General features: G+C 62.0%; 24 protein-coding genes. 16 read left to right on the top strand and 8 right to left on the bottom strand.

Annotated elements, in window-relative coordinates:
* The first annotated feature begins 272 nt into the window (after positions 1 to 272).
* Both C4K40_RS23160 and C4K40_RS23155 read left to right on the top strand, forming a co-directional pair.
* Complete coding sequence (locus C4K40_RS23160; RefSeq protein WP_022640282.1) at positions 273 to 1,877, top strand: tetratricopeptide repeat-containing response regulator; 1,605 nt, start codon at positions 273 to 275, stop codon at positions 1,875 to 1,877.
* The gene (locus C4K40_RS23155; RefSeq protein WP_053137008.1) at positions 1,874 to 2,563 is read left to right on the top strand and encodes a sensor histidine kinase KdpD; all 690 of its coding nucleotides are present in this window, start codon (positions 1,874 to 1,876) and stop codon (positions 2,561 to 2,563) included. Before C4K40_RS23160 ends, C4K40_RS23155 begins: the two co-directional genes overlap by 4 nt.
* On the opposite strand, the gene C4K40_RS23150 is transcribed toward C4K40_RS23155, so the two are convergent.
* Positions 2,551 to 3,489 (bottom strand): LysR family transcriptional regulator, encoded by a 939-nt coding sequence (locus C4K40_RS23150; RefSeq protein ID WP_053137005.1) that lies wholly within the window; start codon positions 3,487 to 3,489, stop codon positions 2,551 to 2,553. The two genes, C4K40_RS23155 and C4K40_RS23150, sit on opposite strands and share 13 nt — an antisense overlap.
* Before the next feature lie 320 nt (positions 3,490 to 3,809).
* On the opposite strand from C4K40_RS23150, the gene C4K40_RS23145 reads away from it, so the two are divergent.
* Together C4K40_RS23145 and C4K40_RS23140 are read left to right on the top strand one after the other, a co-directional pair.
* Positions 3,810 to 5,051 (top strand): glutamine synthetase family protein, encoded by a 1,242-nt coding sequence (locus tag C4K40_RS23145; RefSeq protein ID WP_022640279.1) that lies wholly within the window; start codon positions 3,810 to 3,812, stop codon positions 5,049 to 5,051.
* A 69-nt stretch (positions 5,052 to 5,120) separates the two neighbouring features.
* The gene (locus C4K40_RS23140; RefSeq protein ID WP_022640278.1) at positions 5,121 to 6,491 is read left to right on the top strand and encodes an MFS transporter; all 1,371 of its coding nucleotides are present in this window, start codon (positions 5,121 to 5,123) and stop codon (positions 6,489 to 6,491) included.
* 66 nt (positions 6,492 to 6,557) lie between these two features.
* On the opposite strand, the gene C4K40_RS23135 is transcribed toward C4K40_RS23140, so the two are convergent.
* The 4 genes from C4K40_RS23135 to flgA all read right to left on the bottom strand — a co-directional run bounded on the left by C4K40_RS23135 (position 6,558) and on the right by flgA (position 9,147).
* Positions 6,558 to 7,304, bottom strand: a complete 747-nt coding sequence (locus C4K40_RS23135) for a flagellar brake protein (protein WP_031320330.1) — start codon at positions 7,302 to 7,304, stop codon at positions 6,558 to 6,560.
* Positions 7,305 to 7,400: 96 nt separating this feature from the next.
* Positions 7,401 to 7,868 carry a flagella synthesis protein FlgN gene (locus C4K40_RS23130; RefSeq protein ID WP_022640276.1) on the bottom strand — a complete coding sequence of 156 codons (468 nt, stop codon included), beginning with the start codon at positions 7,866 to 7,868 and terminating at the stop codon, positions 7,401 to 7,403.
* Positions 7,869 to 7,916: 48 nt separating this feature from the next.
* Complete coding sequence (gene flgM, locus C4K40_RS23125; RefSeq protein ID WP_022640275.1) at positions 7,917 to 8,234, bottom strand: flagellar biosynthesis anti-sigma factor FlgM; 318 nt, start codon at positions 8,232 to 8,234, stop codon at positions 7,917 to 7,919.
* Positions 8,235 to 8,385: 151 nt separating this feature from the next.
* Positions 8,386 to 9,147: a flagellar basal body P-ring formation chaperone FlgA gene (gene flgA / locus C4K40_RS23120; protein ID WP_031320328.1), complete on the bottom strand. Its 762-nt coding sequence runs from the start codon at positions 9,145 to 9,147 to the stop codon at positions 8,386 to 8,388.
* A gap of 75 nt (positions 9,148 to 9,222) precedes the next feature.
* Here flgA and C4K40_RS23115 point away from each other — a divergent pair, with 75 nt between their 5' ends.
* The 6 genes from C4K40_RS23115 to flgE all read left to right on the top strand — a co-directional run bounded on the left by C4K40_RS23115 (position 9,223) and on the right by flgE (position 14,241).
* Complete coding sequence (locus C4K40_RS23115; RefSeq protein ID WP_031320323.1) at positions 9,223 to 10,155, top strand: chemotaxis protein CheV; 933 nt, start codon at positions 9,223 to 9,225, stop codon at positions 10,153 to 10,155.
* Between the two features lie 43 nt (positions 10,156 to 10,198).
* Positions 10,199 to 11,026: a protein-glutamate O-methyltransferase CheR gene (gene cheR, locus C4K40_RS23110; RefSeq protein ID WP_031320322.1), complete on the top strand. Its 828-nt coding sequence runs from the start codon at positions 10,199 to 10,201 to the stop codon at positions 11,024 to 11,026.
* Between the two features lie 243 nt (positions 11,027 to 11,269).
* Complete coding sequence (flgB, locus tag C4K40_RS23105; RefSeq protein ID WP_022640270.1) at positions 11,270 to 11,677, top strand: flagellar basal body rod protein FlgB; 408 nt, start codon at positions 11,270 to 11,272, stop codon at positions 11,675 to 11,677.
* A gap of 3 nt (positions 11,678 to 11,680) precedes the next feature.
* Positions 11,681 to 12,124, top strand: a complete 444-nt coding sequence (flgC, locus tag C4K40_RS23100; RefSeq protein ID WP_031320321.1) for a flagellar basal body rod protein FlgC — start codon at positions 11,681 to 11,683, stop codon at positions 12,122 to 12,124.
* A 15-nt stretch (positions 12,125 to 12,139) separates the two neighbouring features.
* Positions 12,140 to 12,868, top strand: a complete 729-nt coding sequence (gene flgD, locus C4K40_RS23095; RefSeq protein WP_031320319.1) for a flagellar hook assembly protein FlgD — start codon at positions 12,140 to 12,142, stop codon at positions 12,866 to 12,868.
* Between the two features lie 29 nt (positions 12,869 to 12,897).
* Positions 12,898 to 14,241, top strand: a complete 1,344-nt coding sequence (gene flgE / locus C4K40_RS23090) for a flagellar hook protein FlgE (protein ID WP_022640267.1) — start codon at positions 12,898 to 12,900, stop codon at positions 14,239 to 14,241.
* Between the two features lie 244 nt (positions 14,242 to 14,485).
* Here flgE and C4K40_RS23085 read toward each other — a convergent pair whose 3' ends face one another.
* Positions 14,486 to 17,377: a ribonucleoside-diphosphate reductase subunit alpha gene (locus C4K40_RS23085; protein ID WP_053133412.1), complete on the bottom strand. Its 2,892-nt coding sequence runs from the start codon at positions 17,375 to 17,377 to the stop codon at positions 14,486 to 14,488.
* 760 nt (positions 17,378 to 18,137) lie between these two features.
* Between C4K40_RS23085 and C4K40_RS23080 the strand changes: the two genes are divergently transcribed.
* On the top strand, positions 18,138 to 18,860 hold the full coding sequence (locus C4K40_RS23080; RefSeq protein ID WP_022640265.1) for a response regulator: 723 nt from the start codon (positions 18,138 to 18,140) through the stop codon (positions 18,858 to 18,860).
* On the top strand, positions 18,857 to 20,467 hold the full coding sequence (locus C4K40_RS23075; protein ID WP_022640264.1) for an ATP-binding protein: 1,611 nt from the start codon (positions 18,857 to 18,859) through the stop codon (positions 20,465 to 20,467). Before C4K40_RS23080 ends, C4K40_RS23075 begins: the two co-directional genes overlap by 4 nt.
* Positions 20,468 to 20,470: 3 nt before the next feature.
* On the opposite strand, the gene C4K40_RS23070 is transcribed toward C4K40_RS23075, so the two are convergent.
* Complete coding sequence (locus tag C4K40_RS23070; protein WP_031320318.1) at positions 20,471 to 21,196, bottom strand: 4'-phosphopantetheinyl transferase; 726 nt, start codon at positions 21,194 to 21,196, stop codon at positions 20,471 to 20,473.
* Between the two features lie 207 nt (positions 21,197 to 21,403).
* Between C4K40_RS23070 and C4K40_RS23065 the strand changes: the two genes are divergently transcribed.
* The 3 genes from C4K40_RS23065 (at position 21,404) to C4K40_RS23055 (ending at position 24,143) form a co-directional block, all read left to right on the top strand.
* The gene (locus C4K40_RS23065) at positions 21,404 to 22,006 is read left to right on the top strand and encodes an outer membrane beta-barrel protein (RefSeq protein ID WP_053133409.1); all 603 of its coding nucleotides are present in this window, start codon (positions 21,404 to 21,406) and stop codon (positions 22,004 to 22,006) included.
* Positions 22,007 to 22,122: 116 nt separating this feature from the next.
* Complete coding sequence (locus C4K40_RS23060; RefSeq protein ID WP_022640261.1) at positions 22,123 to 22,800, top strand: response regulator; 678 nt, start codon at positions 22,123 to 22,125, stop codon at positions 22,798 to 22,800.
* A complete protein-coding gene (locus tag C4K40_RS23055; RefSeq protein WP_022640260.1) occupies positions 22,797 to 24,143 on the top strand; it encodes an ATP-binding protein in 1,347 nt (448 codons plus the stop codon). The genes C4K40_RS23060 and C4K40_RS23055 overlap by 4 nt, the downstream gene beginning before the upstream one ends.
* A gap of 9 nt (positions 24,144 to 24,152) precedes the next feature.
* Here C4K40_RS23055 and C4K40_RS23050 read toward each other — a convergent pair whose 3' ends face one another.
* Positions 24,153 to 25,151, bottom strand: a complete 999-nt coding sequence (locus C4K40_RS23050; RefSeq protein WP_031320317.1) for an AraC family transcriptional regulator — start codon at positions 25,149 to 25,151, stop codon at positions 24,153 to 24,155.
* Positions 25,152 to 25,486: 335 nt separating this feature from the next.
* Here C4K40_RS23050 and C4K40_RS23045 point away from each other — a divergent pair, with 335 nt between their 5' ends.
* Complete coding sequence (locus C4K40_RS23045; protein WP_053133406.1) at positions 25,487 to 26,818, top strand: dicarboxylate/amino acid:cation symporter; 1,332 nt, start codon at positions 25,487 to 25,489, stop codon at positions 26,816 to 26,818.
* Positions 26,819 to 26,895 lie beyond the last annotated feature (77 nt).

The raw sequence follows: 26,895 nt of genomic DNA, 5'->3' as shown, positions 1-26,895 counted from the left end.
TTTTCCGAAGGTTTTTACCGGTGTGGGGCAAATCGCGACAAGGACAGACCAAACCGCAATAAATGCTATCGAGCGCCTATAAGGGAATGCTCGATCCGGCCGATAACCTGCGATGGACAATTGTGTTCCCAAGCGGCGACCTGCATCACAGGCTGGCCGCAAAGTGCTTGATAGCCTTCGGCCAGCCGCTATTATCTGCGCGCCGAGGGGCTGTGAAGCCGGGTGGGCCCTGGCGTCTCTGGATTGATCTTCTTACTTGCCTGGAATCTTCGATGCTGGCGTACCACCAAAAGAGCTTTTTGATCGTCGATGATTTCTCGGACTACCGCAGTTCGGTGCGCTCGATGTTGCGTGAGCTGGGCGTCAAGGACGTGGATACCGCCGACTCTGGTGAGCAGGCCCTGCGCATGTGCGCGCAGAAGCGCTACGACTTCATCTTGCAGGACTACCACCTGGGTGACGGCAAGAAAAACGGCCAGCAAGTGCTCGAAGACCTGATGATGGAAAAGCTCATCAGCCATGAAAGCGTGTTCCTCATGGTGACCGCCGAGAGCAGCCAGGCCATGGTGCTCAGCGCCCTGGAGCACGAGCCCGATGCCTACCTGACCAAACCGTTCAATCGCTCCGGCCTGGCCCAGCGCCTGGAGCGCTTGCAGCAACGCAAGACCCTGCTCAAGCCGATCCTCCAGGCGTTGGACCGGGGCAAGCCGGTGGAAGTGCTCAACGCCTGCGTCACCCTGTGCAAGCAGGACCCGCGCTATGCGCCGCTGTGCCTGCGCTACCGGGCCGACGCCCTGCGCGACATGAACCAGAACGAGCCCCTGGAGCGCTTGTACAACAGCATCCTGGCGGATCGGCCGCTGCCCTGGGCCTATGTCGGGTTGGGGCGCCTGCTGTTCAAGCGCGGCCAGGTCACCGAGGCCAAGGCGGTGTACGAGAAGGCCTTGAAGGCTTTCCCGATGATGCCGGGCCTGTATGACGGCCTGGCCGATGTGCTGGTGGCCGAGGGCGATACCAAGCGTGCCCAGAGCGTGCTCGAGGAAGCGGTGCGCTTGTCGCCCCTGGCTCCCCGGCGCCAGGCGTTGCTGGGCAAGCTGGCCATGGCCAACGAAGACTTCGAAAGCGCCTCCAGGGCTTATCGCCAGGCGGTGAACCAGGGCGCGCAATCGCGCTTCAAGGACCCGGAAAGCAACCTGGGCCTGGCCCATGCTTTGATCAGCAAGGGCAGCGAGCGCGGCCTCGATACCCGTACCCGGCTGGAGATCAACCAGACGCTGAGCGCCGTAGCCAAGGAAAACCCGGCCGATCCAGGCTTGCAGATCCGCGCGCGACTGATGAAGGCCACCAGCCTGTTGCTCAACGATGCCGAGACGGCCGACAAGCTCACCGAGCAGGCCTTGCAGCGACTCGAAGGCATGGAGCAGTTCATGAGCCCCGAGGCGGCGCTGCTGGTGGCCAAGCAGTTACAGATGCTGGGGCAGGCCAGTGCCGGCGCCTCGATGCTCAAGAACTGCGCGGAAATCTACGGCGATGACCCGAAAGTCATGCAAGGCATCGCCAAGCTCACCGATGACCCGACTATCCTCAGTTCTTCCAATGCGGCAGCCGACATCAACCGCCAGGGCGTGCGCAGCTACAAGGCCGGCAACCTGGCCGAGGCCCGGGAACTGTTCCGCAAGGCCCTGGCCATGCAGCCCAAGAACATCAGTGTTGCCCTGAACATGGCGCAGTCGCTGCTGCATGGCGCCGACGCCAACCCGGATGCGGCGCTCCTGGAGGAATGCCAGGCGTGCCTGAAGATGGTCGGCATGATGCCCGATACCGACGCGCGTTATCCGCGCTACCAGAAGCTGCGAAGCAAGGCGTTTGGCGAATGATCGAAAAGCAACAGGCGCTCGACTTTTCCACGGTGATCGCCTCCACCGTACATGACATGAAGAACTCCCTGGCCATGCTGATGCAGGCCCATGCCCAGTGGTTGGCACGCCTGCCGGAAGGGCAGCTGCCTGCCGAGCAGGGGGTGATCGACTACGAGTTCGCGCACCTCAACGGCATGCTGGTGCAGCTGTTGGGGCTGTACAAGCTGGGAGTCAACCAGTTGCCGTTGCAGCCGGCCTACCACGAATTGGACGACTTCATCGAAGCGCAGCTGGTGAGCCACCAGGAAGTGTTCAAGAGCCGCGGGATTTCCGCCACCTATGAAGTCGATCCGCTGAGCCCCCTGGGTTTCTTGGATCGTGAGCTGATCGCCTCGGTGCTGGCCAACTGCATCAATAACGCAATCCGCCATGCCCGCCATGCCCTGCTGATCAGTGTCAGCGACGAGGAAGGCCAGGTGGTGCTGTCGATCAACGACGATGGCGACGGCTATCCCCAGGCGATGATCGAGCGCCAGGCCGAGTACATGCAGGGCATCAACCAGAGCAGCGGTAGCACCGGGCTGGGGTTGTATTTCGCCGGGCGTATCGCCGAGCTGCACCAGCGCAATGGCGTCTGTGGGCACACCCGGATCAGCAACGGCGGCCCGTTGGGTGGTGGCCTGTTCAAGATCTACCTGCCCTGAGCGACGGCCGGCGCAGGTTCGGTCAGTTGCTGTGCCGCCAGTTCCAGGCATTGCAGGAGCGTGGCCAGGGCTGTCCCAGGCTCCTGGCCCTGGCGAGTGATGCAGTGGAAGCGCGAGCGGTACCCCAGGCGCAGGGGTAGCAGGGCGCGCAGCTGCCCCTTGGCGACCCAGCCTGCGGCATAGTGGCTGGGCAGGTAGCCCAGGTAGGTGGTAGAGAGGATCAGCGTGGCGATGGCTTCCATGCTATAGGCGCTGACTGCCTGGTTGAAGTGCAGGTCGTGGGGCCGCTGGTGTTCGGCCATATAGCCTCGACCGACATAGTCGGCGCTGCAGATCCGGTCCAGACTCAATTCCTCGTCGCGCAGGGCGAACAGCGGATGCCCGGCGGCGCAGTACAGGTGCTGTTCTTCGTCGAACAGATGCCGATAGTTCAAGCCCGACAACTCATGGTGGAAAGCGCCGATGGCCAGGTGCAGGCGATCGTCCAGCACGGCCTGCTCCAGTTCGTCAGGGCGCATCAGGTGCAGGTTCGGCCGTACCTGGGGCAAGCGCTGGCGCAGATGCTTCAGGGCCAGGGGCAGTGGGGCGCAGGGCAGGCTGGCCAGGCTGTCGACGCTGCCGATCTGCAAGTGTTCGCGGGCGTTGGGACCCAACCGGTTGGCATGTTGGCGAAAACGCTCGATATCGGCGAACAGTCCTTGGGCGGCCTCGAACAGTTCCAGGCCCTGGTCGGTCAACTGGAAGCCGCTGCTGCCGCGCCGGCACAGGGAATAGCCCAGGCGTTCCTCAAGGTCGCGAACCACCACGCTCAGTCGCGAGAGGCTGGTGTTGAGCCGGGCCTGGGCCGCAGTGAAGCCCCCGGCGTCGACGATGGCGCAGAACACCCGCAACATCCGCAGATCGATATCGGCAAGATTTCCCAGCATGAGGGGCCTCCGCAGGCCTGCTTCAGGTCACCAGCCGAGCCTACTGCATCGATCCGGCGAGTACAGGTCCAGGCGCGCAGGATGGTCGTGGATGCGCTGGTGCTGGCGGGAACAGGCATGTCCGGGAATTTGCTCTGCCGTGCTTGAAATCCCGAACGGGTGGTGCGTATTTTGTACGGGTCGCCGTTCGCGGCTCGTATAACAACAAGGATTGAGTCATGACAACCGATGGCCACAGTTCACTCGCCGAGCGATTGACGGGCATTGATGAAATCGAATGTGTTACTGCGGATTTGAATGGCGTACCGCGGGGCAAGGTAATGACCGCCGAGGGCTTCCTCGAAGGGCGGCGCCTGCAGATGGCTCGCGGGGTGCTGCTGCAATGCATCATGGGCGGATACCCGCCAGCGCGTTTCTATGGCAGCGATGACGGCGACCTGGCCCTCACCGCCGACCCGCGGCAGATTCATCGGTTGCCCTGGAGCGAGACTCCGCGAGCGCTGGCCATCTGTGACGCCGACGAACTCAGCGGCGAGTCCTCGCGCCTGTCGACTCGCGGCCAGCTCAAGCAGGTGATCGCCCGTTATGCGGCCCTGGGCCTGGCGCCGGTGGTGGCCACCGAGCTGGAGTTCTTCGTGTTCGCGCCCAACGATGATCCCGGCCAGCCCTTCCGCCCTCCGGTCGGCAAGGACGGCCGCCGGGAAGACGGCTACTCGGCCTTCAGCATCAGTTCCAACAACGGTTTGCGACCCTTCTTCAAGGAAGTCTACGAGTGCATGGCGGCCCTGGGCCTGCCTCGCGATACCTTCATGCACGAGATGGGCGTCAGCCAATTCGAGATCAACCTGTTGCATGGCGATCCGCTGCTGCTGGCAGACCAGACCTTCCTGTTCAAGCACCTGCTCAAGGAAGTGGCGCTCAAGCATGGCTTGATCGTGGTCTGCATGGCCAAGCCGCTGGCTCATACCCCTGGCAGCTCCATGCACATCCATCAGAGCCTGGTGGAGATTGGTAGCGGGCGTAACGTTTTCAGTGACGAGTCTGGGCAGCCCACGGCACTGTTCCACCACTTCATCGGTGGCTTGCAGGCCGGGATGGCGGATTTCACGGCACTGTTCGCGCCCAATGTGAACTCTTACCAGCGCCTGTGCCATCCCTACGCTTCGCCGAACAATGCCTGCTGGTCCCACGACAATCGCGCCGCGGGGCTGCGAATTCCCGCCAGTTCGCCGGTGGCGCGGCGGGTCGAGAACCGCTTGCCGGGGGCGGATGCCAACCCTTACCTGGCTATTGCCGCCAGCCTGGCAGCAGGTTTGCATGGTATCGAGAACGAGCTGGCGCCAACGGCTGCCATCCAGGGGGAATTCGAAGTGCCGGATAACCTGTCCCTGCCTTGTACCTTGCATGCGGCGCTGGAGCGCCTCAAGCGCAGCCAGTTGGCCAGGGAACTGTTCGGCAGCGAGTTCATCGAAGGCTACATTGCTTCGAAAACCATGGAGTTGACCAGCTTCTTCGATGAAATCACTCCCTGGGAACGGCGTGTACTAGCGGCCCAGGCTTAACCAACGTCGCTGGCCGGGCCCTCGTCCCGAGGGTCCGGAACCTCATTCAAGGAGCCGCCCGGAACGCCGATGCGCCAGATCTGGAAATCTTTTCGCGCGCTGTATTTCGCCTCGCTGATGATGTTGATCGGCTCGGGCCTGCTCAGTACCTACCTGGCCTTGCGCCTGGCGGCCGACCATGTCGACGGCCTGTGGGTCGGGGCGCTCATGGCGGCCAACTACTTCGGCCTGGTCCTGGGGGGCAAGCTGGGGCACCGGCTGATCGCCAGGGTCGGGCATATCCGGGCCTATGCCACCTGCGCCGGCATCGTCGGCGCGGCGGTGCTCGGCCATGGGTTGGTGAACTGGCTGCCAGCCTGGCTGGTGCTGCGGATGATCGTCGGCCTTGGGATGATGTGCCAGTACATGGTCATCGAAAGCTGGCTCAATGAGCAGGCCGATGCCAAGCAACGTGGCGTGGTCTTCAGCGGCTACATGATCGCGTCCTACCTGGGGCTGGTCCTGGGGCAACTGATCCTGGTCCTGCATCCGGCCCTGGGGCTGGAGCTGCTGATGCTGGTGGCGCTGTGCTTCGCGCTGTGCCTGGTGCCGGTGGCGATGACCCGGCGCATCCACCCGGCACCCCTGCGTCCGGCGCCGATGGAGCCGCGCTTCTTCATCAAGCGGGTACCGCAGTCCCTGAGCACGGTACTGGGCTCGGGGCTGATCGTCGGTTCGTTCTACGGCCTGGCGCCGCTCTATGCCTCGCAACAGGGCTTGAGCACCGAGCAGGTGGGCCTGTTCATGGGGAGCTGCATCTTTGCCGGCCTGGTCGTGCAGTGGCCCCTGGGCTGGCTGTCCGATCGCTTCGACCGGGCCTTGCTGATTCGCTGCTTCGCCCTGTTCCTGGCAGTGATGGCCTTGCCGTTGGCGATCTTGCCCACGGTGCCTTTGGAAGTCTTGTTCATCCTGGGTTTTTTCTGTTCGCTGATGCAGTTCTGTCTCTATCCGCTGGCCGTGGCGTTTTCCAACGACCACGTGGAGGGCGATCGACGGGTATCGCTGACGGCGATGCTGCTGGTTACCTACGGCGTGGGAGCGAGCATCGGGCCGTTGGCGGCCGGCGTGCTGATGAAACTGTTCGGCAGCCAGATGCTCTATGCCTTCTTCTGTTTCTTTGCCGTGGTACTGGTCTGGCGGATCCGGCCGAAGGCCGTGACCAACCTGCACCAGGTCGACGATGCGCCGCTGCATCACGTGGCGATGCCGGACAGCATGTCCAGTTCGCCGCTGGTGGCGGCCCTCGACCCGCGGGTGGACGAGCAGGTGGTGCAGGATCAGATGCAGGTCGCTCCTGCGACGGACGCCGTGCCGCCCATGTCGCCTGAGTCCGGGGCAGGCGACGAGGAGCCCGTTGGCGAAGAGCGTGAGGGCGAGCCGCTAGGCGAAACCAGGCCTTAGCGCTCGAGATGAAAAAAACGGGCAGTTGCCGCAAGGCACTGCCCGTTTTTCATGGATTTTCGGCGATCACATATCGTCTTTGTCGAAGCGCCGTGCTTCGCGCTGCAACTGATAGACGAAGCGCTCTACCTGGCGCTGCACCAGGCCGCTCATGTTGTGGAAGCGTACGCCGGCGAAAGTGGTGTCGATCCTTTCTTCGTAGTGCAGGTAACGCAGTTCCACCGGTGCGGTCATGCTGCCGAAGGGCAGGGCGGCGATGAAGCGCTCATAGACCTGGCCCAGTTGCAGGCGAGCGGAGATCTCGCCGTCGAAGCGCAGCTTGCAGCCGGTGGCGGAGATGTCCAGCAGCTTGCCGGTCAGGGGCGACTTGAGCTTGTCGCCGCCCAGCTCGATATCCACCAGCTGTGCCAGTTTAAGGGCGGCGCGGAAGGCATTGCGGCGTTGGTGGTAGACCACTTCGTCCGGCAGGGTGGTGCGGTAGCAGCGGCCGCCACCAGACTCGTCCAGGGTCGGCAAGCCGTTGCTTTCCCAGGCGATGCGTACGCCTTCGTGGAAGCCTTCGACACGGAATGCTTCGCCGGCGAGCATGAAGCGTTCGCCGTCGCGGGGAATCATTTCGTCGAGCGCGAGCGTATTGCTCTCGCGGTCCACTTCCACCACGTAGCTCTGGAAGCGCTGGCTGCGCTCATGGAAAGTGATGATCAGCGGATCGTGGCTTTCTTGCAGCAAACGCAGGTTGGAGGAGATCTCCAACGGGGTGGTTAGCACCTTGGGTGGCTGCGGAGCATCTTCCGCGTTTGATGCTGTGAACACGGTTCATCAATCTCCAGACAAAATACAACTACACGCATGGGCCAGCATTTTGCCAGCATGTTTCGCGACTTGGTAGCACGCGCTCATTTTTGCGGCCTAAGCCTGACTGAGTGGGCGTTGCTTCGCAAGCATCGAGGTGGAGCCGCGGGCGTCGTAGAGGGCTGGAGGTTCGCCGCCATTGAGGATCTTCAACTGGTTGGCGGTGGTGGCCTGCTGGATCTGGATCGAGCGGCCGTTGAGCTCGTTGGCAGCCTGGCATTCAGCCAGGAGCTGGACCAGCAGGTCGCCCTGCTCGAGCAATTGCGCGCCCAGGCTGGAGTGGCTGGCCAGTTGTGCAAGGCCTTCGCGATTGGCGGGCAGGCCAAGACTGTCCAGGAGCTGGGTGCGGGTGCGGCCATGCTGTTCCAGCAAGACGATCAGGGCCTGTTTCTGCGCCAGGATCTCCTCCAGCAACGGCATGTCGCGGCCGTGCAGGGCGATGGATTCGGCCCTGAGCAGCTCCAGCAATTGTTGAGCTGGAGCAAGGTCATCGGTGATCAGTTGCAGTAGGTTGGTATCGTGCATGGCTGGCCTTGGGGATTAAGCGTCCAAAAGCCTGGCGCAAGCCTGTGGCTAGCGCTGGGCTTCGAAATTGAGCAGTTTGCTGGCTACACGGTTGCTGTCGACTTGGTAGCTGCCATCGGCGATAGCTTGCTTCAGTGCTGCCACCCGGGCTTTGTCGGCAACAGGCTGGTCGCGCAGCTTGTCAGTGATTCGTTGCAACTGTTGAGCCTCATTGCTGAGGTGTACCGATTCCCCGCTTTTGCTGGTCTCGGCTGTGCTTACCTGGGCTACGGGCTTGCCGGCATCACCGGTTTCCTTGCTGGCGCTGGTACGCGTACTGCCTGTCAGTGGGGAGGAGCTGTTCAAACGGCTGAAGTCGATGACCATGATGAGTAAAACCTCTGGGTATTTGGACGCTTGCCATGTTCTCGGCCATACCCTGGAAAACTTTAGGCTCAATTGTCGACAAGCCAAGGCAGGTATCAGCGACCCGTTATCGGTCACAGTTTAGGGAACGGGAGGGGCAAGCGCCAGTGATCTACATGGCCACTTCCACCTGGCCCGGCGCGGTGACGCGAGCCTTGATCACCCGTTGCGAATTCAGGTTCTTGACCCTGATCTGCTCGCTCATGCCGCCGTTGGACAAGGCTTCGCCGGGCATTCGTACATTCAAGGAGCCGCTGCGTGCAGAGATCACTACCTGATCGCCCTTGCGCACCACCTCGGCCTGCTCCAGGTGAACCAGGGTGACGAGTTGGTCGGCGACCATTGGTCGGACAAGTTTCTGACCAATGGCCTGGTCGACCGAGGTCAGGTAGCCCTGTCCGTTCTGGCTGATATCCCGTTCGCGTAGCACCACATCCTCCGGCTCGATGATGGACGATCGTTTGAGAGGGCGGGCGCTGGTGACTACTTCGCGGAACAACTTGACCTGCGCCGGTACGAAAACCGACCAGGGCGAGCTGCCTTCGCAGCGGACCTTGACTGTCACACGCCCCAGGGGTTGGGCCGGGCTTTCCAGGCTGGCTGTCAATTCCTTGTCGCAGGCAGGCATGTGCATCCGTGGATCCAGCTGCTTGACCTCGATCTCATAGCGTCCTTCGGTTTGACTGGTTGCCAGGTAGTCTTCTACCGTGAATTCAAGAAACCCTTGAGTGACGCCGATAAGTAGATCAGGCAGGGTGACCGAATCAGCAATGGCAGGGCCGCCAGGGTTTAAAATGCACAGCATCGCAAGGGCGCAGAGCACTCTGCGGCCAGGTGATGTTAGGCGTCGAAAAAATGTCGTTTTGGCGTTCATAACAGTTAAAAAGCAAGCGCCGTGCCGTTTAGCAATGAGCGTGCGTCGGATCTTAAAGCTTTGGGGAGTCTGGGCATGGCTGGTGTAATGGATTCGGTAAACCAGCGCACGCAATTGGTTGGGCAGAATCGCCTGGAGCTGCTGCTGTTCCGTCTGGACGGTGGGCAACTCTACGGGATCAACGTATTCAAGGTTCGCGAGGTGCTGCAATGCCCGAAGCTGACCTTGATGCCCAAATCCAGTCCTGTGGTGTGCGGTGTCGCGAATATTCGAGGGGCGACCATTCCGATCCTGGATCTGGCAATGGCCACTGGGTCTGGCGGGTTGCAGGATCAGAGCAATCCGTTCGTCATCATCACTGAGTACAACACCAAGACCCAGGGATTCCTGGTGCGCTCGGTGGAACGCATCGTCAACATGAACTGGGAAGAGATCCATCCGCCACCCAAGGGCACAGGGCGCGATCACTACCTCACGGCGGTGACCCGGGTCGATAACCAGCTGGTCGAAATCATCGATGTGGAGAAGATCCTGGCGGAAGTCGCGCCAACTTCCGAATCGATCTCGGCAGGCGTGGTGGATGTCGAGACCCAGCACAAGGCCATTTCCCTGCGGGTGCTGACCGTCGACGATTCGTCGGTGGCGCGCAAGCAAGTCACTCGCTGCCTGCAGACAGTGGGCGTGGAAGTGGTGGCGTTGAACGACGGTCGGCAGGCGCTGGACTACCTGCGCAAGCTGGTCGACGAAGGCAAGAAGCCGGAAGAGGAATTCCTCATGATGATTTCCGACATCGAGATGCCTGAAATGGACGGCTACACCCTCACGGCCGAGATACGTAACGATCCACGCATGCAAAAGCTGCACATCATCCTGCATACTTCGTTGTCAGGGGTGTTCAATCAGGCGATGGTGAAGAAGGTCGGTGCCGATGACTTCCTTGCCAAGTTCCGCCCTGATGACCTGGCTTCCCGGGTAGTCGACCGGATCAAAGCAGCAGACCACAGCTGAGGGCAGTGGCCCTTGGTGGACCTAGATTTAAGAGGCGGCAGCATTGTCTACGGGTAATTTGGATTTTGAACAGTTCCGGGTCTTCCTGGAAAAAGCCTGTGGTATTTTGCTCGGGGAAAACAAGCAATATCTGGTCTCGAGCCGTCTCAACAAACTGATGGAGCAGCAAGGTATAAAAACCTTGGGCGAGCTGGTTCAGCGGATCCAGACCCAGCCACGCGGCGGTTTGCGCGAGATGGTAGTGGATGCCATGACGACCAACGAGACCTTGTGGTTCCGCGACACCTACCCATTCGAGGTGTTGAAGAACAAAGTGCTTCCCGAGGCGATCAAGGCCAATCCCAACCAGCGCTTGCGGATCTGGTCCGCGGCTTGTTCCTCGGGACAGGAGCCTTACTCGTTGTCGATGTCCATCGACGAGTTCGAGCGTACCAACATGGGCCAGTTGAAGATGGGCGCGCAGATCGTCGCAACCGATCTGTCCGGGACCATGCTCAACAACTGCAAGACCGGTGAATACGACAGCCTGGCCATTGGTCGCGGCTTGTCGGCCGATCGCCTGCAGCGTTATTTCGACCCCAAGGGGCCGGGGCGCTGGGTGGTCAAGTCGCCGATCAAGAACCGCGTTGAGTTCCGCTCGTTCAACCTGCTGGACAGCTATGCCAGCCTGGGCAAGTTCGACATCGTGTTCTGCCGCAACGTCCTGATCTACTTCTCGGCGGAAGTGAAGAAGGACATCCTGATGCGCATCCACAGCACCCTGAAGCCGGGCGGTTACCTGTTCCTGGGGGCGTCCGAGGCGCTCAACGGCTTGCCGGATCATTACCAGATGGTCCAGTGCAACCCGGGGATCATCTACCAGGCCAAGTAACCTGGATTGATCGCTACGCCAAAGGAGGCCCTCGGGCCTCCTTTTTCATGTTCGTCATTTAATGCCGAGATGGCAGGGTGATTGCCGCTTTGCCGGCGCTGCGCGGAAAACCATTGCCGCTTTTCTGGCATTTGCCGCCTTGCCGTTACTGCGAGGGCCTTGATTTACGGGGTTTCCTAGGTTGGCACGCGGATTGCTAGTTTGATGTCAACGTAAAATCAGGTCACCCAAAGGTTTCCCGACATGAGCATCAGCTTCGATAAAGCGCTCGGTATTCACGAACAGGCTCTCGGCTTTCGCGCCAAGCGGGCCGAAGTATTGGCCAACAACATCTCCAACGCCGACACCCCGAACTACAAGGCTCGGGACCTGGACTTTTCCGCCGTGCTCGCCGAGCAGAACGAAAAGGTCAACAAGGGGACGTTCGGTTTGAACCTGACCAATAACCGGCACATCGAAGCGCAAGGCGTGAGCGCTGGCGACGAGTCGCTGCAATATCGCACGCCAATGCAACCTTCGATCGACCAGAACACCGTGGACGCGCAGCTCGAGCAGTCGAACTATGCGCAGAACGCGGTGGAATTCCAGGCCAGCTTCACGCTGCTCAACAGCAAATTCAAAGGGCTGGTGGCAGCCCTGCGCGGAGAGTAATCCATGTCCCTTGCCAGTGTTTTCAATATTGCCGGTAGTGGCATGAGCGCCCAGACCACTCGTCTGAACACCGTCGCCAGTAACATAGCCAACGCCGAGAGCGTGTCGTCGAGCATCGACCAGACCTACCGCGCCCGGCATCCGGTGTTCGCCACCATGTTCCAGAACGCTCAGGGTGGTGATCGCGGTTCGCTGTTCCAGAGTCAGGACGCTGCCGGGCAGGGCGTACAAGTGTTGGGCGTGGTCGAGGACCAGAGCAACCTCGAGGCGCGCTACGAGCCCAATCATCCGGCAGCCGATGCCAAGGGCTATGTCTACTACCCCAACGTCAATGTGGTGGAAGAGATGGCCGACATGATTTCCGCCAGCCGTTCGTTCCAGACCAACGCTGAAATGATGAATACCGCCAAAACCATGATGCAGAAGGTCCTGACCCTCGGTCAGTGATAAGGGGCGAATCCGATGAGCGTTACTGATACCACTACAGCCCCATCCCTCAAGGATGTGCTGGCCAATTCGTCGAAAAAGACCACGACCACCAGTGCTGATGGCCTCGCTGCGGCAACCAACAGCACCACCGGCAAGCAGTCCCTGGGCAAGGATGCATTCCTCAAGCTGCTGGTAACCCAGCTGAATAACCAGAACCCGCTGGATCCTCAGGACAACAGTGCGTTCGTGGCCCAGTTGGCGCAATTCTCGACCCTGGAAGGGATCACCACGCTCAATACGTCGGTGAACTCCATCACGGGCAACTACAAATCGTCCCAGGCCTTGCAGGCTTCGTCCCTGGTCGGGCGCTCGGTGATCGTCCAGAGCGGCACCACCCAGGTCGATACCAGCAAGAGCATGACCGGGTCGGTGACCGTTCCGACCAGCGTGAGCTCGGTCACCGTGGCCATCACCGACAAGGACGGCAACACCGTCAAGACCATCGACATGGGCAGCCAGAAGGCTGGCAACGCCAGCTTCGTCTGGGATGGCACCAAGGCCGACGGCACCAAGGCCCCGCCGGGCAACTACACCTTCAAGGCCAGTACCACCATCGATGGCAAGGGTACTTCCCTGATCACTTACCTGCCGGCCACGGTCAACAGCGTCACCATCAGCCAGACCGGCGGTGAGCTGATGCTGAACCTGGCGGGCATGAGCAGCCCGATCGGGCTGTCCAAAGTACAAACTATTGGTATCTAGAGCCGACTAAGCGGCACGAGGAGTGGAATATGTCTTTCAATATCGGCCTTAGCGGTCTCTACGCTGCCAACAAGCAACTGGACGTGACCGGCAACAACATCGCCAACGTCGCCACCACCGGCTTCAAGTCTTCCCGTGCGGAATTCGCCGACGTGTACTCGGCCACCAAGCTGGGCAGCGGCACCCAGGTAGTGGGTAACGGCGTGCGCCTGGCCAACGTGTCCCAGCAGTTCACCAACGGTGATATCAACAACACCGGCAACGTGCTGGACATGGGGATCCAGGGCCAGGGTTTCTTCGTGCTGAGCACCAATGGCTCGCTGAGCTATACCCGCGCCGGCGCCTTCAAGGCCGACAAGGAAGGCTACATCACCACCAGCGACGGCACTGCCCGCCTGCAAGGTTATGCCGTGGATGCCAACGGCAAGATCATCAACGGCGTGCTGACCGACCTGCGGATCGATACTTCGAACCTGGCGCCAAAGCCGACCGATTCGATCTCCTCGACCATCAACCTGAACTCCAGCGAAACTCCGATCAACGTCAATCCTACGGCTCCGGCCCCGGCGTATGTGTTCGATCCGACCAAGAGCGAAACCTACAGCAAGCAGTTCAGCACCCCGGTGTATGACTCCCAGGGCAACAAGCACGTCATGGATCAGTACATGATCAAGACGTCCAATCCCAACGAGTGGCAGACCTACACCCTGATCGATGGCCGCAACCCCGACGGTACGGCTTTCAGCATGGCCAACCAGGCGCCGATCACCATCAAGTTCGATTCCTCGGGCAAGCTCCAGTCCCTGACGCCGCCAACCGCGCCGGCCACCAGCCAGTTCACGGTGAGTGGCAACAGCATCGTCATGGGCAACTGGACCCCGGGCAACGTGGTCAATGGCAACTTCGTCCCCAACGGTTCGGTAGCAGCGGCAGGCGGCGTGAAGGTCGACATGACCAAGACCGGCTCGGTACTGGGTGATACCGCCCGCTCGGTAGTCGCGCAGAACGGCTACTCCACTGGCCAGATCACCAACCTGACCATCGACGGCAGTGGTGTGATGCTGGCCAACTTCAGCAACGAGCAGACCAAGCCGATCGGCCAGATCTCCCTGGCCAGCTTCACCAACGAGCAGGGCCTGCAGCCGATCGGTGGTACCCAGTGGAAGGAAACCTACTCCTCGGGTATCCCGGGTTATGACGCACCGAAGACCGGCACTCTGGGTGCGATCCAGTCCAACTCCCTGGAAGAGTCCAACGTCAACCTGACCAACGAGCTGGTGAACCTGATCAAGGCCCAGAGCAACTACCAGGCGAACGCCAAGACCATCTCCACCCAGAGCACCATCATGCAGACCATCATCCAGATGACCTGATGCCGCTCTGGCGTGTTGGACAAGAAGCCCCTCTCTGAGGGGCTTTTTTATGCCTGTTCGCTGCCGACTGGTCTTTGCGGCCTGGGGTGGCCCGTCGGAGTGCGGGCGCGCGTCAGGCGGGGGGCTGGAGTTGTTCGCGAGGCCGTTAGCGCGGGGGTTGTCGCGGGCAAAAGAAAACCCCCGATACACCAGGGGCGTATCGGGGGTTGGCACAGGCGCCAATGAAGGCGCCTGTCTGCTCAGCTTATTGGCAAGCTTCGCAATCCGGCTCGTCGATGGCGCAAGCCTTCGGTACCGGAGCGGGACCGGCAGGGGCTGCCAGGACCGAGCTGTCACCGTGGTCGCCGCCGCTGGAAACAGCGTTCAGCTTGCCGGTGTTGATGGTGGACTTCTCGGTGCTGGTGGCGGCCAGTGCACGGAGGTAGTAAGTGGTTTTCAGGCCACGGTACCAAGCCATGCGGTAGGTCACGTCCAGCTTCTTGCCCGAAGCGCCGGCGATGTACAGGTTCAGCGACTGGGCCTGGTCGATCCACTTCTGGCGACGGGAGGCGGCATCGACGATCCACTTGGTCTCGACTTCGAACGCGGTGGCGTACAGGTCCTTCAGTTCTTGCGGGATACGCTCGATCTGCTGTACCGAGCCGTCGTAGTACTTCAGGTCGTTGATCATGACCGAGTCCCACAGGCCGCGAGCCTTGAGGTCGCGTACCAGGTACGGGTTGATCACGGTGAACTCGCCCGACAGGTTCGATTTCACGTACAGGTTCTGGTAGGTCGGCTCGATCGACTGCGATACGCCAGTGATGTTGGCGATGGTCGCGGTTGGCGCGATGGCCATGATGTTCGAGTTGCGGATGCCTTTCTTCACGCGTTCGCGGATCGGTGCCCAGTCCAGGGACTCTTCCAGGTTGACGTCGATGTACTTGGCGCCACGGGCCTCGATCAGGATCTGCTGGCTGTCCAGCGGCAGGATGCCCTTGGACCACAGCGAGCCGTCGAAGGTCTGGTAGGCGCCGCGCTCATCGGCCAGGTCGCAGGAAGCCTGGATGGCGTAGTAGCTGACCGCTTCCATCGACTTGTCGGCGAAGTTCACGGCGGCGTCGGAGCCATACGGGATGTGCTGCAGGTACAGCGCGTCCTGGAAGCCCATGATGCCCAGGCCCACTGGACGGTGCTTGAAGTTCGAGTTCTGCGCTTGCGGCACCGAGTAGTAGTTGATGTCGATCACGTTGTCGAGCATGCGTACGGCAGTCTTGACGGTACGCGCCAGCTTGGCGGTATCCAGCTTGCCATCGACGATGTGGTTCGGCAGGTTGATCGAACCCAGGTTGCACACGGCGATCTCGTCGGCGTTGGTGTTCAGGGTGATCTCGGTGCACAGGTTCGAGCTGTGGACCACGCCTACGTGCTGTTGTGGCGAGCGCAGGTTGCATGGGTCCTTGAAGGTTAGCCATGGGTGGCCGGTCTCGAACAGCATCGACAGCATCTTGCGCCACAGGTCTTTGGCCTGGATGGTCTTGAAGACCTTGATCTTGTTGTACTCGGTCAGGGCTTCGTAGTACTCGTAGCGCTCTTCGAAGGCCTTGCCGGTCAGGTCGTGCAGGTCAGGCACTTCCGATGGCGAGAACAGGGTCCACTTGCCGTCGTCGAAGACGCGCTTCATGAACAGGTCCGGGATCCAGTTGGCGGTGTTCATGTCGTGGGTGCGGCGACGGTCGTCACCGGTATTCTTGCGCAGCTCGAGGAATTCCTCGATGTCCAGGTGCCAGGTTTCCAAGTAGGCGCAGACCGCGCCCTTGCGCTTGCCACCCTGGTTGACCGCGACGGCGGTGTCGTTGACCACCTTCAGGAATGGCACGACGCCTTGGGACTTGCCGTTGGTGCCCTTGATGTACGAGCCCAGGGCGCGTACCGGGGTCCAGTCGTTACCCAGGCCACCGGCGAATTTCGACAGCATGGCGTTGTCGTGGATGGCGCCGTAGATGCCCGACAGGTCATCCGGAACCGTGGTCAGGTAGCAGCTGGACAGCTGCGGGCGCAGGGTGCCGGCGTTGAACAGGGTCGGGGTCGACGCCATGTAGTCGAAGGACGACAACAGGTTGTAGAACTCGATGGCGCGGTCTTCGCGTTGTTTCTCTTCGATCGCCAGGCCCATGGCCACGCGCATGAAGAAGATCTGAGGCAGCTCGAAGCGCACGCCATCCTTGTGGATGAAGTAGCGGTCGTACAGGGTCTGCAGGCCCAGGTAGGTGAACTGCTGGTCACGCTCGTGGTTGATGGCCTTGCCCAGTTTCTCCAGGTCGAATTCGGCCAGTACCGGGTTCAGCAGTTCGAACTCCACGCCCTTGGCGACGTAGGCCGGCAGGGCCTTGGCGTACAGGTCGGCCATCTCGTGGTGGGTGGCGCTTTCGGCGACGCCCAGGAAGCCCAGGGCTTCGGCGCGCAGGGTGTCCATCAGCAGGCGGGCGGTGACGAACGAGTAGTTGGGCTCGCGTTCCACCAGGGTGCGGGCGGTCATCACCAGGGCGGTGTTGACGTCCTTGATGGCCACGCCGTCGTACAGGTTCTTCAGGGTTTCGCGCTGGATCAGGTCGCCGTCGACTTCTTCCAGGCCTTCGCAGGCTTCGCTGACGATGGTGCCCAGGCGGCCCATGTCCAGAGGCGCGAAGCTGCCATCGGCGCGGGTGACGCGGATCGAAGGGTGGGCGTTCACCGGCTCTTCGCTGCTGGAGCGGGTGGCGCGTTCCTTGGCGCGGGAGTCGCGATAGATCACGTAGTCGCGGGCGACTTTCTGTTCGCCGGCGCGCATCAGGGCCAGTTCGACCTGGTCCTGGATCTCTTCGATATGGATGGTGCCGCCCGAAGGCATGCGACGCTTGAAGGTGGCAGTGACCTGTTCGGTCAGGCGCGCCACGGTGTCGTGGATTCGCGACGAGGCGGCAGCGGTGCCGCCTTCAACTGCGAGGAACGCTTTGGTGATAGCGACGGTGATCTTGTCGTCGGTGTAGGGAACGACAGTGCCGTTACGCTTGATCACGCGCAGTTGGCCAGGTGCGGTAGCAGACAGATCCAGGTTGGAATCGCCGGCCTGCGGCGCATGGGCCTGCGGGTTCTCGCGAGTTGTGTCGGTTTGCATGGGTGTCTCCACGTTCTCTATGTTTATTTGGGCACCAAGAAGGTGCCCACCGTTCCGTCCAGAAGCACTGCAGCCGGCACAGGCCGGCATGACGACTTCGGAACAGTTCAGGAAGGGGGCTTTTGGCGCCGCTTCCATGCCGAAGTCCTGGGTGCCGGGCATGGGCTCCGACACCTTGTTCCTGGGTGGCAGTCTGTTGCTGCAACACCCGTACCGTCTTCTCCTGGGCAGGGTGGAAAACGGTGCCATCCGCACGCGCGGTGTTGGTCTTCTAAAACAGCGATTGGTTCCACCAAACGGGCGCAAGAAAAGCGCTTGAGTTTCTTGTCTGAATTGTGTTTGGTTTTTTGGGTAAAACCCTAGATATAGGGTTTTTTAGCCGCCGGGCTACAAGATAATGCGTTTGGGGGGTGGTTGCAACGTACGGCCTGTGGATAAGTTTGTGCGTAAAGTGTGCATGGACTGGGTAAAACTCTCGCAGCCCGCAGTCCCACTGCATGGAACCGTTTGTCACTGTTTTTTACCTGCAAAAATTGCCCGGGGACGGATTTTTGCGGGCGCGAACCCTATCACAAAAAACCGTCCTGTCCGAGCCGTTTCAGTGGCTTGTATGGAGGCCCGCGGCGGTTGCTACAATCCGTCGCGATCTACCGCGCAAGGCGTCTCCTTCAGGGCCGGTTATCGGCCTTTTTCATGACAGAAGGATGTACGCGTTCGGTTGCGCCCAATGCTGGCAACAAAAAACAAGAAGAGGTCGAGCGTGGAGCAAGAAGCCTGGCAGGTACTGATTGTCGAGGATGACCAGCGTCTGGCTGAGTTGACCCGGGAATATCTGGAGAGCAACGGATTGCGGGTGGCGATCGAGGGCAACGGCGCCCTGGCCGCCGCGCGGATCATCGCCGAGCAGCCGGACCTGGTGATCCTCGATCTGATGCTGCCGGGGGAAGACGGCCTGAGCATCTGCCGCAAGGTCCGCGCTCGCTACGACGGGCCGATCCTCATGCTCACCGCGCGCACCGACGACATGGACCAGGTCATGGGCCTGGACCTGGGGGCCGATGACTATGTCTGCAAGCCGGTGCGCCCGCGCTTGCTGCTGGCGCGGATTCAGGCACTCCTACGGCGCAGCGAGGCGCCGGAGCCTGCCCAGGAGAAGACCCGGCGCCTGCAATTCGGTCCGCTGGTAGTGGACAACGCCCTGCGCGAGGCCTGGTTGTGCGATGCCGGGATCGAGCTCACAAGCGCCGAGTTCGACCTGCTGTGGCTGCTGGTGGTCAATGCCGGGCGAATCCTGTCCCGCGAGGAAATCTTCACGGCCTTGCGCGGTATCGGTTATGACGGCCAGGACCGCTCCATCGACGTACGCATCTCCCGCATCCGCCCCAAGATCGGCGACGACCCGGAGCATCCGCGGCTGATCAAGACCATTCGCAGCAAGGGGTACCTGTTCGTGCCCGAAGCCGCCGCCGACATGCCGTCGTGAACTCGATCTTCCTGCGTATCTACGGCGGCATGTGCGCCGCCCTGGTCCTGGTGGCGCTGCTGGGGGTGCTGGCCCTGCATTTGCTCAACCAGGTGCGTAGCGAGCAATACCGCGAGCGCCTGGCCCATGGCACTTTCTCCCTGATGGCCGACAACCTGCAGCCGATGAGCGAGATCGAGCGCCGCCGGGCCCTGGCCGTCTGGGAGCGGTTGCTGGGCATTCCCCTGAGCCTCAAGACTTTCAGCCAGACCGACCTGGATAGCAGTCAGCGTGGCCGGGTGCTGCGCGGCCAGGCCCTGGTGGAGCAGACCGGTCCGTTCGCGGCCCGGGTCTACCGCCTGGTCAGCGACAAGGAACAACTGCTGCTCAGCGCCGAGGTCCAGCAGATCAGCGAGCAGTTGGCCCGGGCCACCATCTATCTGCTGGCGGACGAGCTGGTACGCTATCCCGTGGCCGAGCAGCCCCAGCGTCTGGCGGCATTGAAGCAGGACAAGGGGTTCGGCTTCGACATGCACTTGTCGACCCTGGATGCCACCGACATGGACGATGACCAGCGCCGCCGGGTCGCCGAGGGCGATACCGTGATGGCGCTGGGCAAGGGGGGGGATTCGATCCGGGTGTTCGCCGGGCTGGTGGGTACGCCCTGGGTGCTGGAGATAGGCCCGCTGTACCAGATGAATCCCTATCCGCCGCAGTGGCTGGTGCTGATCGCGGTGCTGGGCTTGAGCCTGATCGGCTTGATCGTCTATCTGCTGGTGCGCCAACTGGAGCGCCGGGTCAATGGCCTGGAGGCGGCTGCCACGCGTATCGCCAAGGGCAGCCTGGAGGTCCGGGTGCCGGCCAGGGGCGCGGATTCGGTAGGGCGCCTGGCGGCGGCCTTCAACGACATGGCCGAACATCTGCAGCGGTTGCTGGCGATCCAGCGCGAGCTGGTGCGTGCTGTATCCCATGAGCTGCGGACTCCGGTGGCGCGCCTGCGTTTCGGTCTGGAGATGATTGCCACCGCGAGTACCGATCAGGCACGGCACAAGCATCTGGACGGCATGGACAACGATATCCAGGACCTCGACCGGCTGGTGGACGAGATGCTCACCTATGCTCGCCTGGAGCAGGGTTCGCCGGCCCTGAACTTCCAGCGGGTCGACCTGGACGCCCTGATCAACCAGGTGATCGGCGAACTGGCGCCGTTGCGCGCCAACCTCCAGGTCCAGCGTGGCCTGTGCCTGTCGGCCGCCGATTGCGATGGGGCCTGGGTCGAGGCCGAGCCGCGTTACCTGCACCGCGCGCTGCAGAATCTGGTGGGCAACGCCATGCGGCATGCCGAGTCCCAGGTGACCGTCAGCTACCAGGTGGGCCAGTCGCGCTGTCGGGTGGATGTGGAGGACGATGGCCCCGGAGTGCCCGAGAGCGCCTGGGAGAAGATCTTCACGCCATTCCTGCGCCTGGATGACAGTCGGACCCGGGCGTCCGGCGGCCATGGATTGGGGCTGTCGATCGTGCGGCGGATCATCTACTGGCACGGTGGCCGGGCACTGATCGGTCGCAGCAAGAGCCTGGGCGGCGCCTGCTTCAGCCTCAGCTGGCCACGGCAGCAGGAGCCGCACTAAGGTTCAGGCGGGAATGGCCACGAGGCTCAAGACCTGCCCGTCCTCGACGGTGAACTGGCCGTCGAGCTCGCGACCCTGGTGCCACTCCTCGGACAACTCGGTCAGCAAGCGCAGGCGCACTTGACCATCGAGGTTCCACTCCAGCACCTCGGCATGCTCGAAATAGAAATTCTTGCGCACCAGCGGGTACAGGGTCTTGTACAGGCTTTCCTTGATCGAGAAGGTCAGGGTCACCGCCAGGGCGTGCAGTTCGTCTGGTAGCTGGTCGCGGCGCTGCAGCTCGGCGGGGGTCAGGATATGTCCTGCCAGGTTGGCCGAGCGTTCTCTCTCGAGCATCACTTCCAGGTCCATGCCCAGGGCTCGCCAATGCTGTTTATCGGCGACGATGGCCGCGGCGCGGCCGGTGCTGTGTGTGATCGAGCCGCAGATATGCTCGGGCCACACCGGTGCACGGTCATCGCCGATCGCCGGTACCCAGTCCAGTCCTTGCAATTGCCACAAGGCGTTCCGGGCGCACAGGCGCCCCGCGAGGAACTCGGCCTGGCGCTTGGCCACCGAGCGCTGGATGTTCGCTGGGGCCTCGATGCCGCTGCGCTGGAAGTCGTCGGCAGCCAACTGCTTGGAGTCGAACCGGGTACTGAGCAAGAGGGTATTGGGCAAGGCCTCCGGCAGGGGCCAGGAAGCTTGCGGGACGGTACAGCAGGCGGGGAGGAGTCGGTGTTCGTTCATGGCCGCTAGTGTGCCGGGTTGCGCTCAGGGTGGGTAGTCGTGTGCTCTATATAAAGAGAGCCGGCTGGCGCTGCGAACAGTTGCCGGACGCAATGCCTTGGAGCACTCCGGTTCAGGCAAGGTTAAGGGGATGTTCAGTGGGAGTTCAGGGCGGGACGTTTACTCTTGCGCCGTACCTAAACGTCAATAGCGCAAAGGAAGTTTCCTATGACTTCGTTGAAAAAACTGCTGCTGGCCTTTACCGTTCTCGGTGCCAGCGCTGCCGCCCAGGCCGCTGACAGCAACTTCGCCAGCCTGTCCTTCGGCCAGACCAGCGACAAGATCAAGAAATCCGGTTCGCTCAACAACAATCTCGGCCATCCGAATACCGATGGCGTGATCGGCAAGGACAACACCTGGGGGCTGCGGGTTGGTCAGCAGAATGACCAGGGCCGCTACTACGCTACCTACGACTACGTTTCCGGCTCGCACAATGGCATTAAACTGCGTCAGCAGAACCTGCTGGGCAGTTATGACCGGTTCCTGCCGGTGACCGGCAGCACCCGGCTGTTCGGCGGCGCCAGTGCCGGCCTGACCAAGCTGACCCAGAAGTCCCCTGGGTTCAGCCATGACAGCGATATCGGTTATGCGCTGGGGGTGCAGGCCGGTGTCCTGCAGCAGGTTTCACAAAATGCCTCGGTGGAGCTCGGCTATCGGTACCTGCGCAGCAATGCCGGAACCCAGATGAGCGAGCGGGGTGGTGGCAAGCAGGGTTCGCTGAGTCTCACCAGCAGCGCCCAGACCTATCTCTCGGCCAACTACGCTTTCTGAAGCGGCCGAGCTTGAACCACGCCGGACCTTGCCTTGGGCACGGTCCGGCGTTGGCGTATTAATCATCTGGGCGCAGGAGTGCCCCGCAGACGTCGAATTTTGCCTGGGAGAGCATTATGAAATTGCTGGTCGTCGAGGATGAGGCGCTGTTGCGTCATCACTTGCAAACCCGCCTTACCGACAGCGGTCATGTCGTCGAGTCCGTGGCCAATGCCGAAGAGGCGCTGTACCAGACCGAGCAGTTCAACCACGACCTGGCGGTGATCGACCTGGGCCTGCCTGGCATGGGCGGGCTGGATCTGATCCGACAGCTGCGCGCCCGGGGCAAGACGTTCCCGATCCTCATCCTCACGGCCCGTGGCAACTGGCAGGACAAGGTCGAGGGCCTGGCCACCGGCGCCGACGACTATGTGGTCAAGCCATTCCAGTTCGAGGAGCTGGAAGCCCGGCTCAATGCGCTGCTGCGGCGCTCCAGCGGTTTCACCCAGTCGACCATAGTCGCCGGCCCACTGCTGCTGGACCTCAATCGCAAGCAGGCGTCCCTGGACGAGCAGCCCCTGGCCCTGACGGCCTACGAATACCGGATCCTCGAATACCTGATGCGCCATCACCAGCAAGTAGTGGCCAAGGACCGGCTGATGGAGCAGTTGTATCCGGACGATGACGAGCGTGATCCGAATGTCATCGAGGTGCTGGTGGGGCGGTTGCGGCGCAAGCTTGAAGCGCCGTCGGGCTTCAAGCCGATCGACACGGTGCGCGGCCTGGGCTATCTGTTCAATGAGCGCTGCCGATGATTCGTTCGCTACGCCTGCGCTTGATGTTGGCCGCAACCATTCTCGCGGTCCTGTTCATGCTGGCCTTGTTGCCAGCCATGCAGGGCGCTTTCAGCCTGGCCCTGCAAGACTCCATCGAGCAGCGCCTGGCTTCGGACGTCACCACCCTGATCTCGGCTGCGCGCATCGAGGACAACCGTCTGCAAATGCCGGCGCAATTGCCCGACGAGCGTTTCAATCTCGCCGATAGCCGGCTGCTGGGCTACATCTACGATCGCGAGGGGCACCTGGTCTGGCGTTCCCGGGCCACCCAGGAAGAGAACATCAACTACCGGCCGCGCTACGACGGACGTGGCAACGAGTTCGCCCGGATCCGCGAGGCCAATGGCCAGGAGTTCTTCGTCTACGACGTCGAGATCAAGCTGCTGGGAGGCAAGAGCGCGGCGTTCAGCATCGTCGCCTTGCAGCCGGTGCGCGAGTACCAGCAGACCCTGGAAGGGGTGCGCGAGAACCTCTACCTGGGCTTCGGTGCGGCGTTGCTGGTGCTGCTGGCGCTGCTCTGGCTGGGCTTGACCTGGGGATTGCAGGCGCTGCGGCGCCTGAGCCAGGAGCTGGACCAGATCGAGAGCGGCACTCGCCAGAGCCTGAGCGAGGAACATCCGCGCGAGCTGCTGCGCCTGACGGGGTCGCTCAACCGCCTGCTGCAAAGCGAGCGCGACCAGCGTAGCCGCTATCGGGACTCCCTGGACGATCTGGCCCACAGCCTCAAGACCCCGCTGACGGTATTGCAAGGGGTCAGCGAGGACATGGCCCTGCGGCCCGAGGATCGTGAGCAGGCCTGGGTCCTGCAAACCCAGATCGAACGCATGAGCCAGCAGATCAGCTACCAGCTGCAGCGAGCCAGCCTGCGCAAGAGCGGGCTGGTGCGCCATCAGGTACGCCTGCGGCCATTGTTGCAGAGCCTGTGCGACACCCTGGACAAGGTCTATCGCGACAAACAGGTGCGGGTCTCGTTCGACCTGCCCGAGCGCTGCTACTTGCCGATCGAGCACGGTGCCTTGCTGGAGCTGCTGGGCAACCTGCTGGAAAACGCCTACCGCCTGTGCCTGGGGTCGGTGCGCATCAGCGTGCGCGAGAGCCTCGATGGTTCCGAATTGTGCGTGGAGGACGACGGGCCGGGAGTGCCGCCGGACCAGCGGGCTCGGATCCTCCAGCGTGGCGAGCGCCTGGATCGCCAGCATCCGGGGCAGGGCATCGGCCTGGCGGTGGTCAAGGACATCATCGAAAGCTACGGCGCGCGCCTGGCCCTGGGGGATTCAGCCCTGGGCGGGGCGGCCTTCCGGATTCACTTCCCGGTCCTTTAGCGTGGTTGCTCACTGGGTCCGGGCGCGATAGGCGCCCGGGGTCAGCCCGGTCCATTTCTTGAAGGCTCGATGGAAGGCCGATGGTTCGGAAAACCCCAGTTGTTCGGCGATCTGTTGCAACGACAGGTCGGCGCGTCCCAGGTGATAGATGGCGATATCGCGCCGCAGCTCATCCTTGAGTTCCTGGAAGCTCAAGCCCTCTTCCCGTAGATGCCGGCGCAGGGTCTGGGGGCTGACGTGCATGTGCTGGGCGACGCTTTCCAGGTCCGGCCAGTGTTCGCGATCGCGGGCCAGCAGGCGGCGCAGCTGGCTGGCGAGGCTGTCGCCTTCATCGGGGCGCGACAGCAGATCGGCGGGGGAGCGTTCGAGAAAGTGCTTGAGGGTCCGTTCATCCTGCAGCAAGGGCATGCCCAGGTAGCGGCTGTGGAACAGCAAGCTGCTGTGGGGCTGGTCGAACTGCAGCGGGCAGGGGAAGAGCAAGTCGTATTCCGCCCCGTGTTCAGGGCGCGGATAACTGAAGCAGGCTTGTTCCAGGCGGACTCGCTGGCCGATCAGCCAGCTGCCCAGCCGGTGCCAGATCACCAGCAGGCATTCGCTGAGAAAGTGCTCGGGGTCCCAGAGTGCGGAGTCGTCCAGGCTCAGCCGGGCCATGTCTCCTTCACGCGTCAGGCTCAGCCGCGGGGCCTGCGGGAATAGGCTATAAAACAGTAATCCGCGATTGAGCGCCTTCTCCAGGGTGCGGCAGTGGATCAGGGCGTGGCACATCATGGCGAAGGTCCCGGGTTTGCTCGGTCCATCGCCGAACCCCAGGTATTCGTCGTCCATTTCCAGCCATAGCTGTTGCAGCAGCTGGGTGAACTGCTCGGGAGCGATGCGGGCCCTGGGCTGGTGCAGCAACTCGGGGCTGATGCCCAGGCGCTGCAGCAGCGGCAGGTAGTCATAGCCGCGACGATGCGCGCCGCCGAGGGCGGCCCGGGCAAAGTGGCTGGCGATAGTACGTTCGCGCATGCAGGCAGGTCCGTCCATTGAGTGGCGGATATTAGCCAGCACCTCCATGAGGGAACAAGGCGGATATCCGCCAAATTGTAGGACGAGAATCGACGAGTGGGCGGAAATCCGCCAAGTTCATCGTTGCTCACTGGAAACGGAGTTCGGCTCTAACCCCTTGTTTTAAAAGGCTTGTATGGATTTTTTACAAGGTGGCACGGGCCTTGCGATAGAGCCTGCAGATCTGCCTGTACGCAGCTCGACACAACAAATCCCTCCAGCGCAGGAGGGTTCGCACTTTAGGCACCGCATGCCGTGATGGAAGCAGCATGCCGGGGCTTTTGAGGAACTTTGCAATGACGACTCGTCAGCCACTGTACAAATCCCTGTATTTCCAGGTGATCGTTGCCATCGCCATCGGCATCCTGCTCGGTCACTTCTATCCCCAGGCGGGCGTGGCCCTCAAGCCCTTGGGTGACGGCTTCATCAAACTGATCAAGATGGTCATCGCGCCGATCATTTTCTGCACCGTGGTGAGTGGTATCGCCGGCATGCAGAACATGAAGTCGGTGGGCAAGACCGGTGGCTACGCGCTGCTGTACTTCGAAATCGTTTCCACCATCGCCCTGCTGATCGGCCTGGTGGTGGTCAACGTCGTGCAGCCGGGCGCCGGCATGCATATCGACGCCTCGACCCTGGACGCCTCGAAAGTCGCCGCCTACGTGACTGCCGGTAGCGAGCAGAGCGTCGTCGCCTTCATTCTCAACGTCATCCCGGCGACCATCGTCGGTGCCTTTGCCAACGGCGACATCCTGCAAGTGCTGATGTTCTCGGTGATCTTCGGTTTCGCCCTGCATCGCCTGGGCGCCTACGGCAAGCCGATCCTGGACTTCATCGACCGTTTCGCCCATGTGATGTTCAACATCATCAACATGATCATGAAGCTGGCTCCCCTGGGCGCGCTGGGTGCCATGGCGTTCACCATCGGCGCCTACGGCGTGGGTTCGCTGGTGCAACTGGGCCAGCTGATGATTTGCTTCTACATCACCTGCGTGCTGTTCGTGCTGGTGGTCCTGGGCGCCATCTGCCGTGCCCACGGCTTCAGCGTGATCAAGCTGATCCGTTACATCCGTGAGGAACTGCTGATCGTACTGGGCACCTCCTCCTCGGAGTCGGCGCTGCCACGCATGCTGATCAAGATGGAGCGCCTGGGCGCCAAGAAGTCGGTGGTCGGCCTGGTGATCCCTACCGGTTACTCCTTCAACCTGGACGGCACCTCGATCTACCTGACCATGGCCGCGGTGTTCATCGCCCAAGCCACCGACAGCCACATGGACATCACCCACCAGATCACCCTGCTGCTGGTGTTGCTGCTGTCCTCCAAGGGCGCTGCCGGCGTCACCGGTAGCGGCTTCATCGTCCTGGCGGCCACCCTGTCAGCCGTGGGCCACCTGCCAGTGGCCGGCCTGGCGCTGATTCTCGGCATCGACCGCTTCATGTCCGAAGCCCGTGCCCTGACCAACCTGGTGGGCAACGCCGTGGCCACCTTGGTGGTCGCCAAGTGGGTCAAGGAGCTGGACGAAGACCAGCTGCAAGCCGAGCTGGCATCCGGTGGCCGGGCGATCATCGATACCCGCGAAAGCGACGACCTGGGCGTGGCCGAAGGCCCGGCGCCAAGCGTCAAGTAAGCTGCGTTGTCCATGAAAAACCCGCTTCGGCGGGTTTTTTATTGCCCGGGACTTGAGCGCAACGGTCATTGCCGCTG

Source organism: Pseudomonas sp. CMR5c (assembly GCF_003850545.1).
In the GTDB taxonomy this organism is placed as follows: Bacteria; Pseudomonadota; Gammaproteobacteria; order Pseudomonadales; family Pseudomonadaceae; genus Aquipseudomonas; species Aquipseudomonas piscis.
This window is presented reverse-complemented; position numbering and strand designations above follow the sequence as displayed.

Bases quoted from the DNA above. Each gene is read 5' to 3' on its own strand.
- C4K40_RS23160 (WP_022640282.1), top strand. From the start codon at position 273: ATGCTGGCGTACCACCAAAAGAGCTTTTTGATCGTCGATGATTTCTCG.
- C4K40_RS23155 (WP_053137008.1), top strand. From the start codon at position 1,874: ATGATCGAAAAGCAACAGGCGCTCGACTTTTCCACGGTGATCGCCTCC.
- C4K40_RS23150 (WP_053137005.1), bottom strand. From the start codon at position 3,489: ATGCTGGGAAATCTTGCCGATATCGATCTGCGGATGTTGCGGGTGTTC.
- C4K40_RS23145 (WP_022640279.1), top strand. From the start codon at position 3,810: ATGACCGCCGAGGGCTTCCTCGAAGGGCGGCGCCTGCAGATGGCTCGC.
- C4K40_RS23140 (WP_022640278.1), top strand. From the start codon at position 5,121: ATGCGCCAGATCTGGAAATCTTTTCGCGCGCTGTATTTCGCCTCGCTG.
- C4K40_RS23130 (WP_022640276.1), bottom strand. From the start codon at position 7,868: ATGCACGATACCAACCTACTGCAACTGATCACCGATGACCTTGCTCCA.
- flgM (WP_022640275.1), bottom strand. From the start codon at position 8,234: ATGGTCATCGACTTCAGCCGTTTGAACAGCTCCTCCCCACTGACAGGC.
- flgA (WP_031320328.1), bottom strand. From the start codon at position 9,147: ATGAACGCCAAAACGACATTTTTTCGACGCCTAACATCACCTGGCCGC.
- C4K40_RS23115 (WP_031320323.1), top strand. From the start codon at position 9,223: ATGGCTGGTGTAATGGATTCGGTAAACCAGCGCACGCAATTGGTTGGG.
- flgB (WP_022640270.1), top strand. From the start codon at position 11,270: ATGAGCATCAGCTTCGATAAAGCGCTCGGTATTCACGAACAGGCTCTC.
- flgC (WP_031320321.1), top strand. From the start codon at position 11,681: ATGTCCCTTGCCAGTGTTTTCAATATTGCCGGTAGTGGCATGAGCGCC.
- flgD (WP_031320319.1), top strand. From the start codon at position 12,140: ATGAGCGTTACTGATACCACTACAGCCCCATCCCTCAAGGATGTGCTG.
- flgE (WP_022640267.1), top strand. From the start codon at position 12,898: ATGTCTTTCAATATCGGCCTTAGCGGTCTCTACGCTGCCAACAAGCAA.
- C4K40_RS23085 (WP_053133412.1), bottom strand. From the start codon at position 17,377: ATGCAAACCGACACAACTCGCGAGAACCCGCAGGCCCATGCGCCGCAG.
- C4K40_RS23070 (WP_031320318.1), bottom strand. From the start codon at position 21,196: ATGAACGAACACCGACTCCTCCCCGCCTGCTGTACCGTCCCGCAAGCT.
- C4K40_RS23065 (WP_053133409.1), top strand. From the start codon at position 21,404: ATGACTTCGTTGAAAAAACTGCTGCTGGCCTTTACCGTTCTCGGTGCC.
- C4K40_RS23060 (WP_022640261.1), top strand. From the start codon at position 22,123: ATGAAATTGCTGGTCGTCGAGGATGAGGCGCTGTTGCGTCATCACTTG.
- C4K40_RS23055 (WP_022640260.1), top strand. From the start codon at position 22,797: ATGATTCGTTCGCTACGCCTGCGCTTGATGTTGGCCGCAACCATTCTC.
- C4K40_RS23050 (WP_031320317.1), bottom strand. From the start codon at position 25,151: ATGCGCGAACGTACTATCGCCAGCCACTTTGCCCGGGCCGCCCTCGGC.
- C4K40_RS23045 (WP_053133406.1), top strand. From the start codon at position 25,487: ATGACGACTCGTCAGCCACTGTACAAATCCCTGTATTTCCAGGTGATC.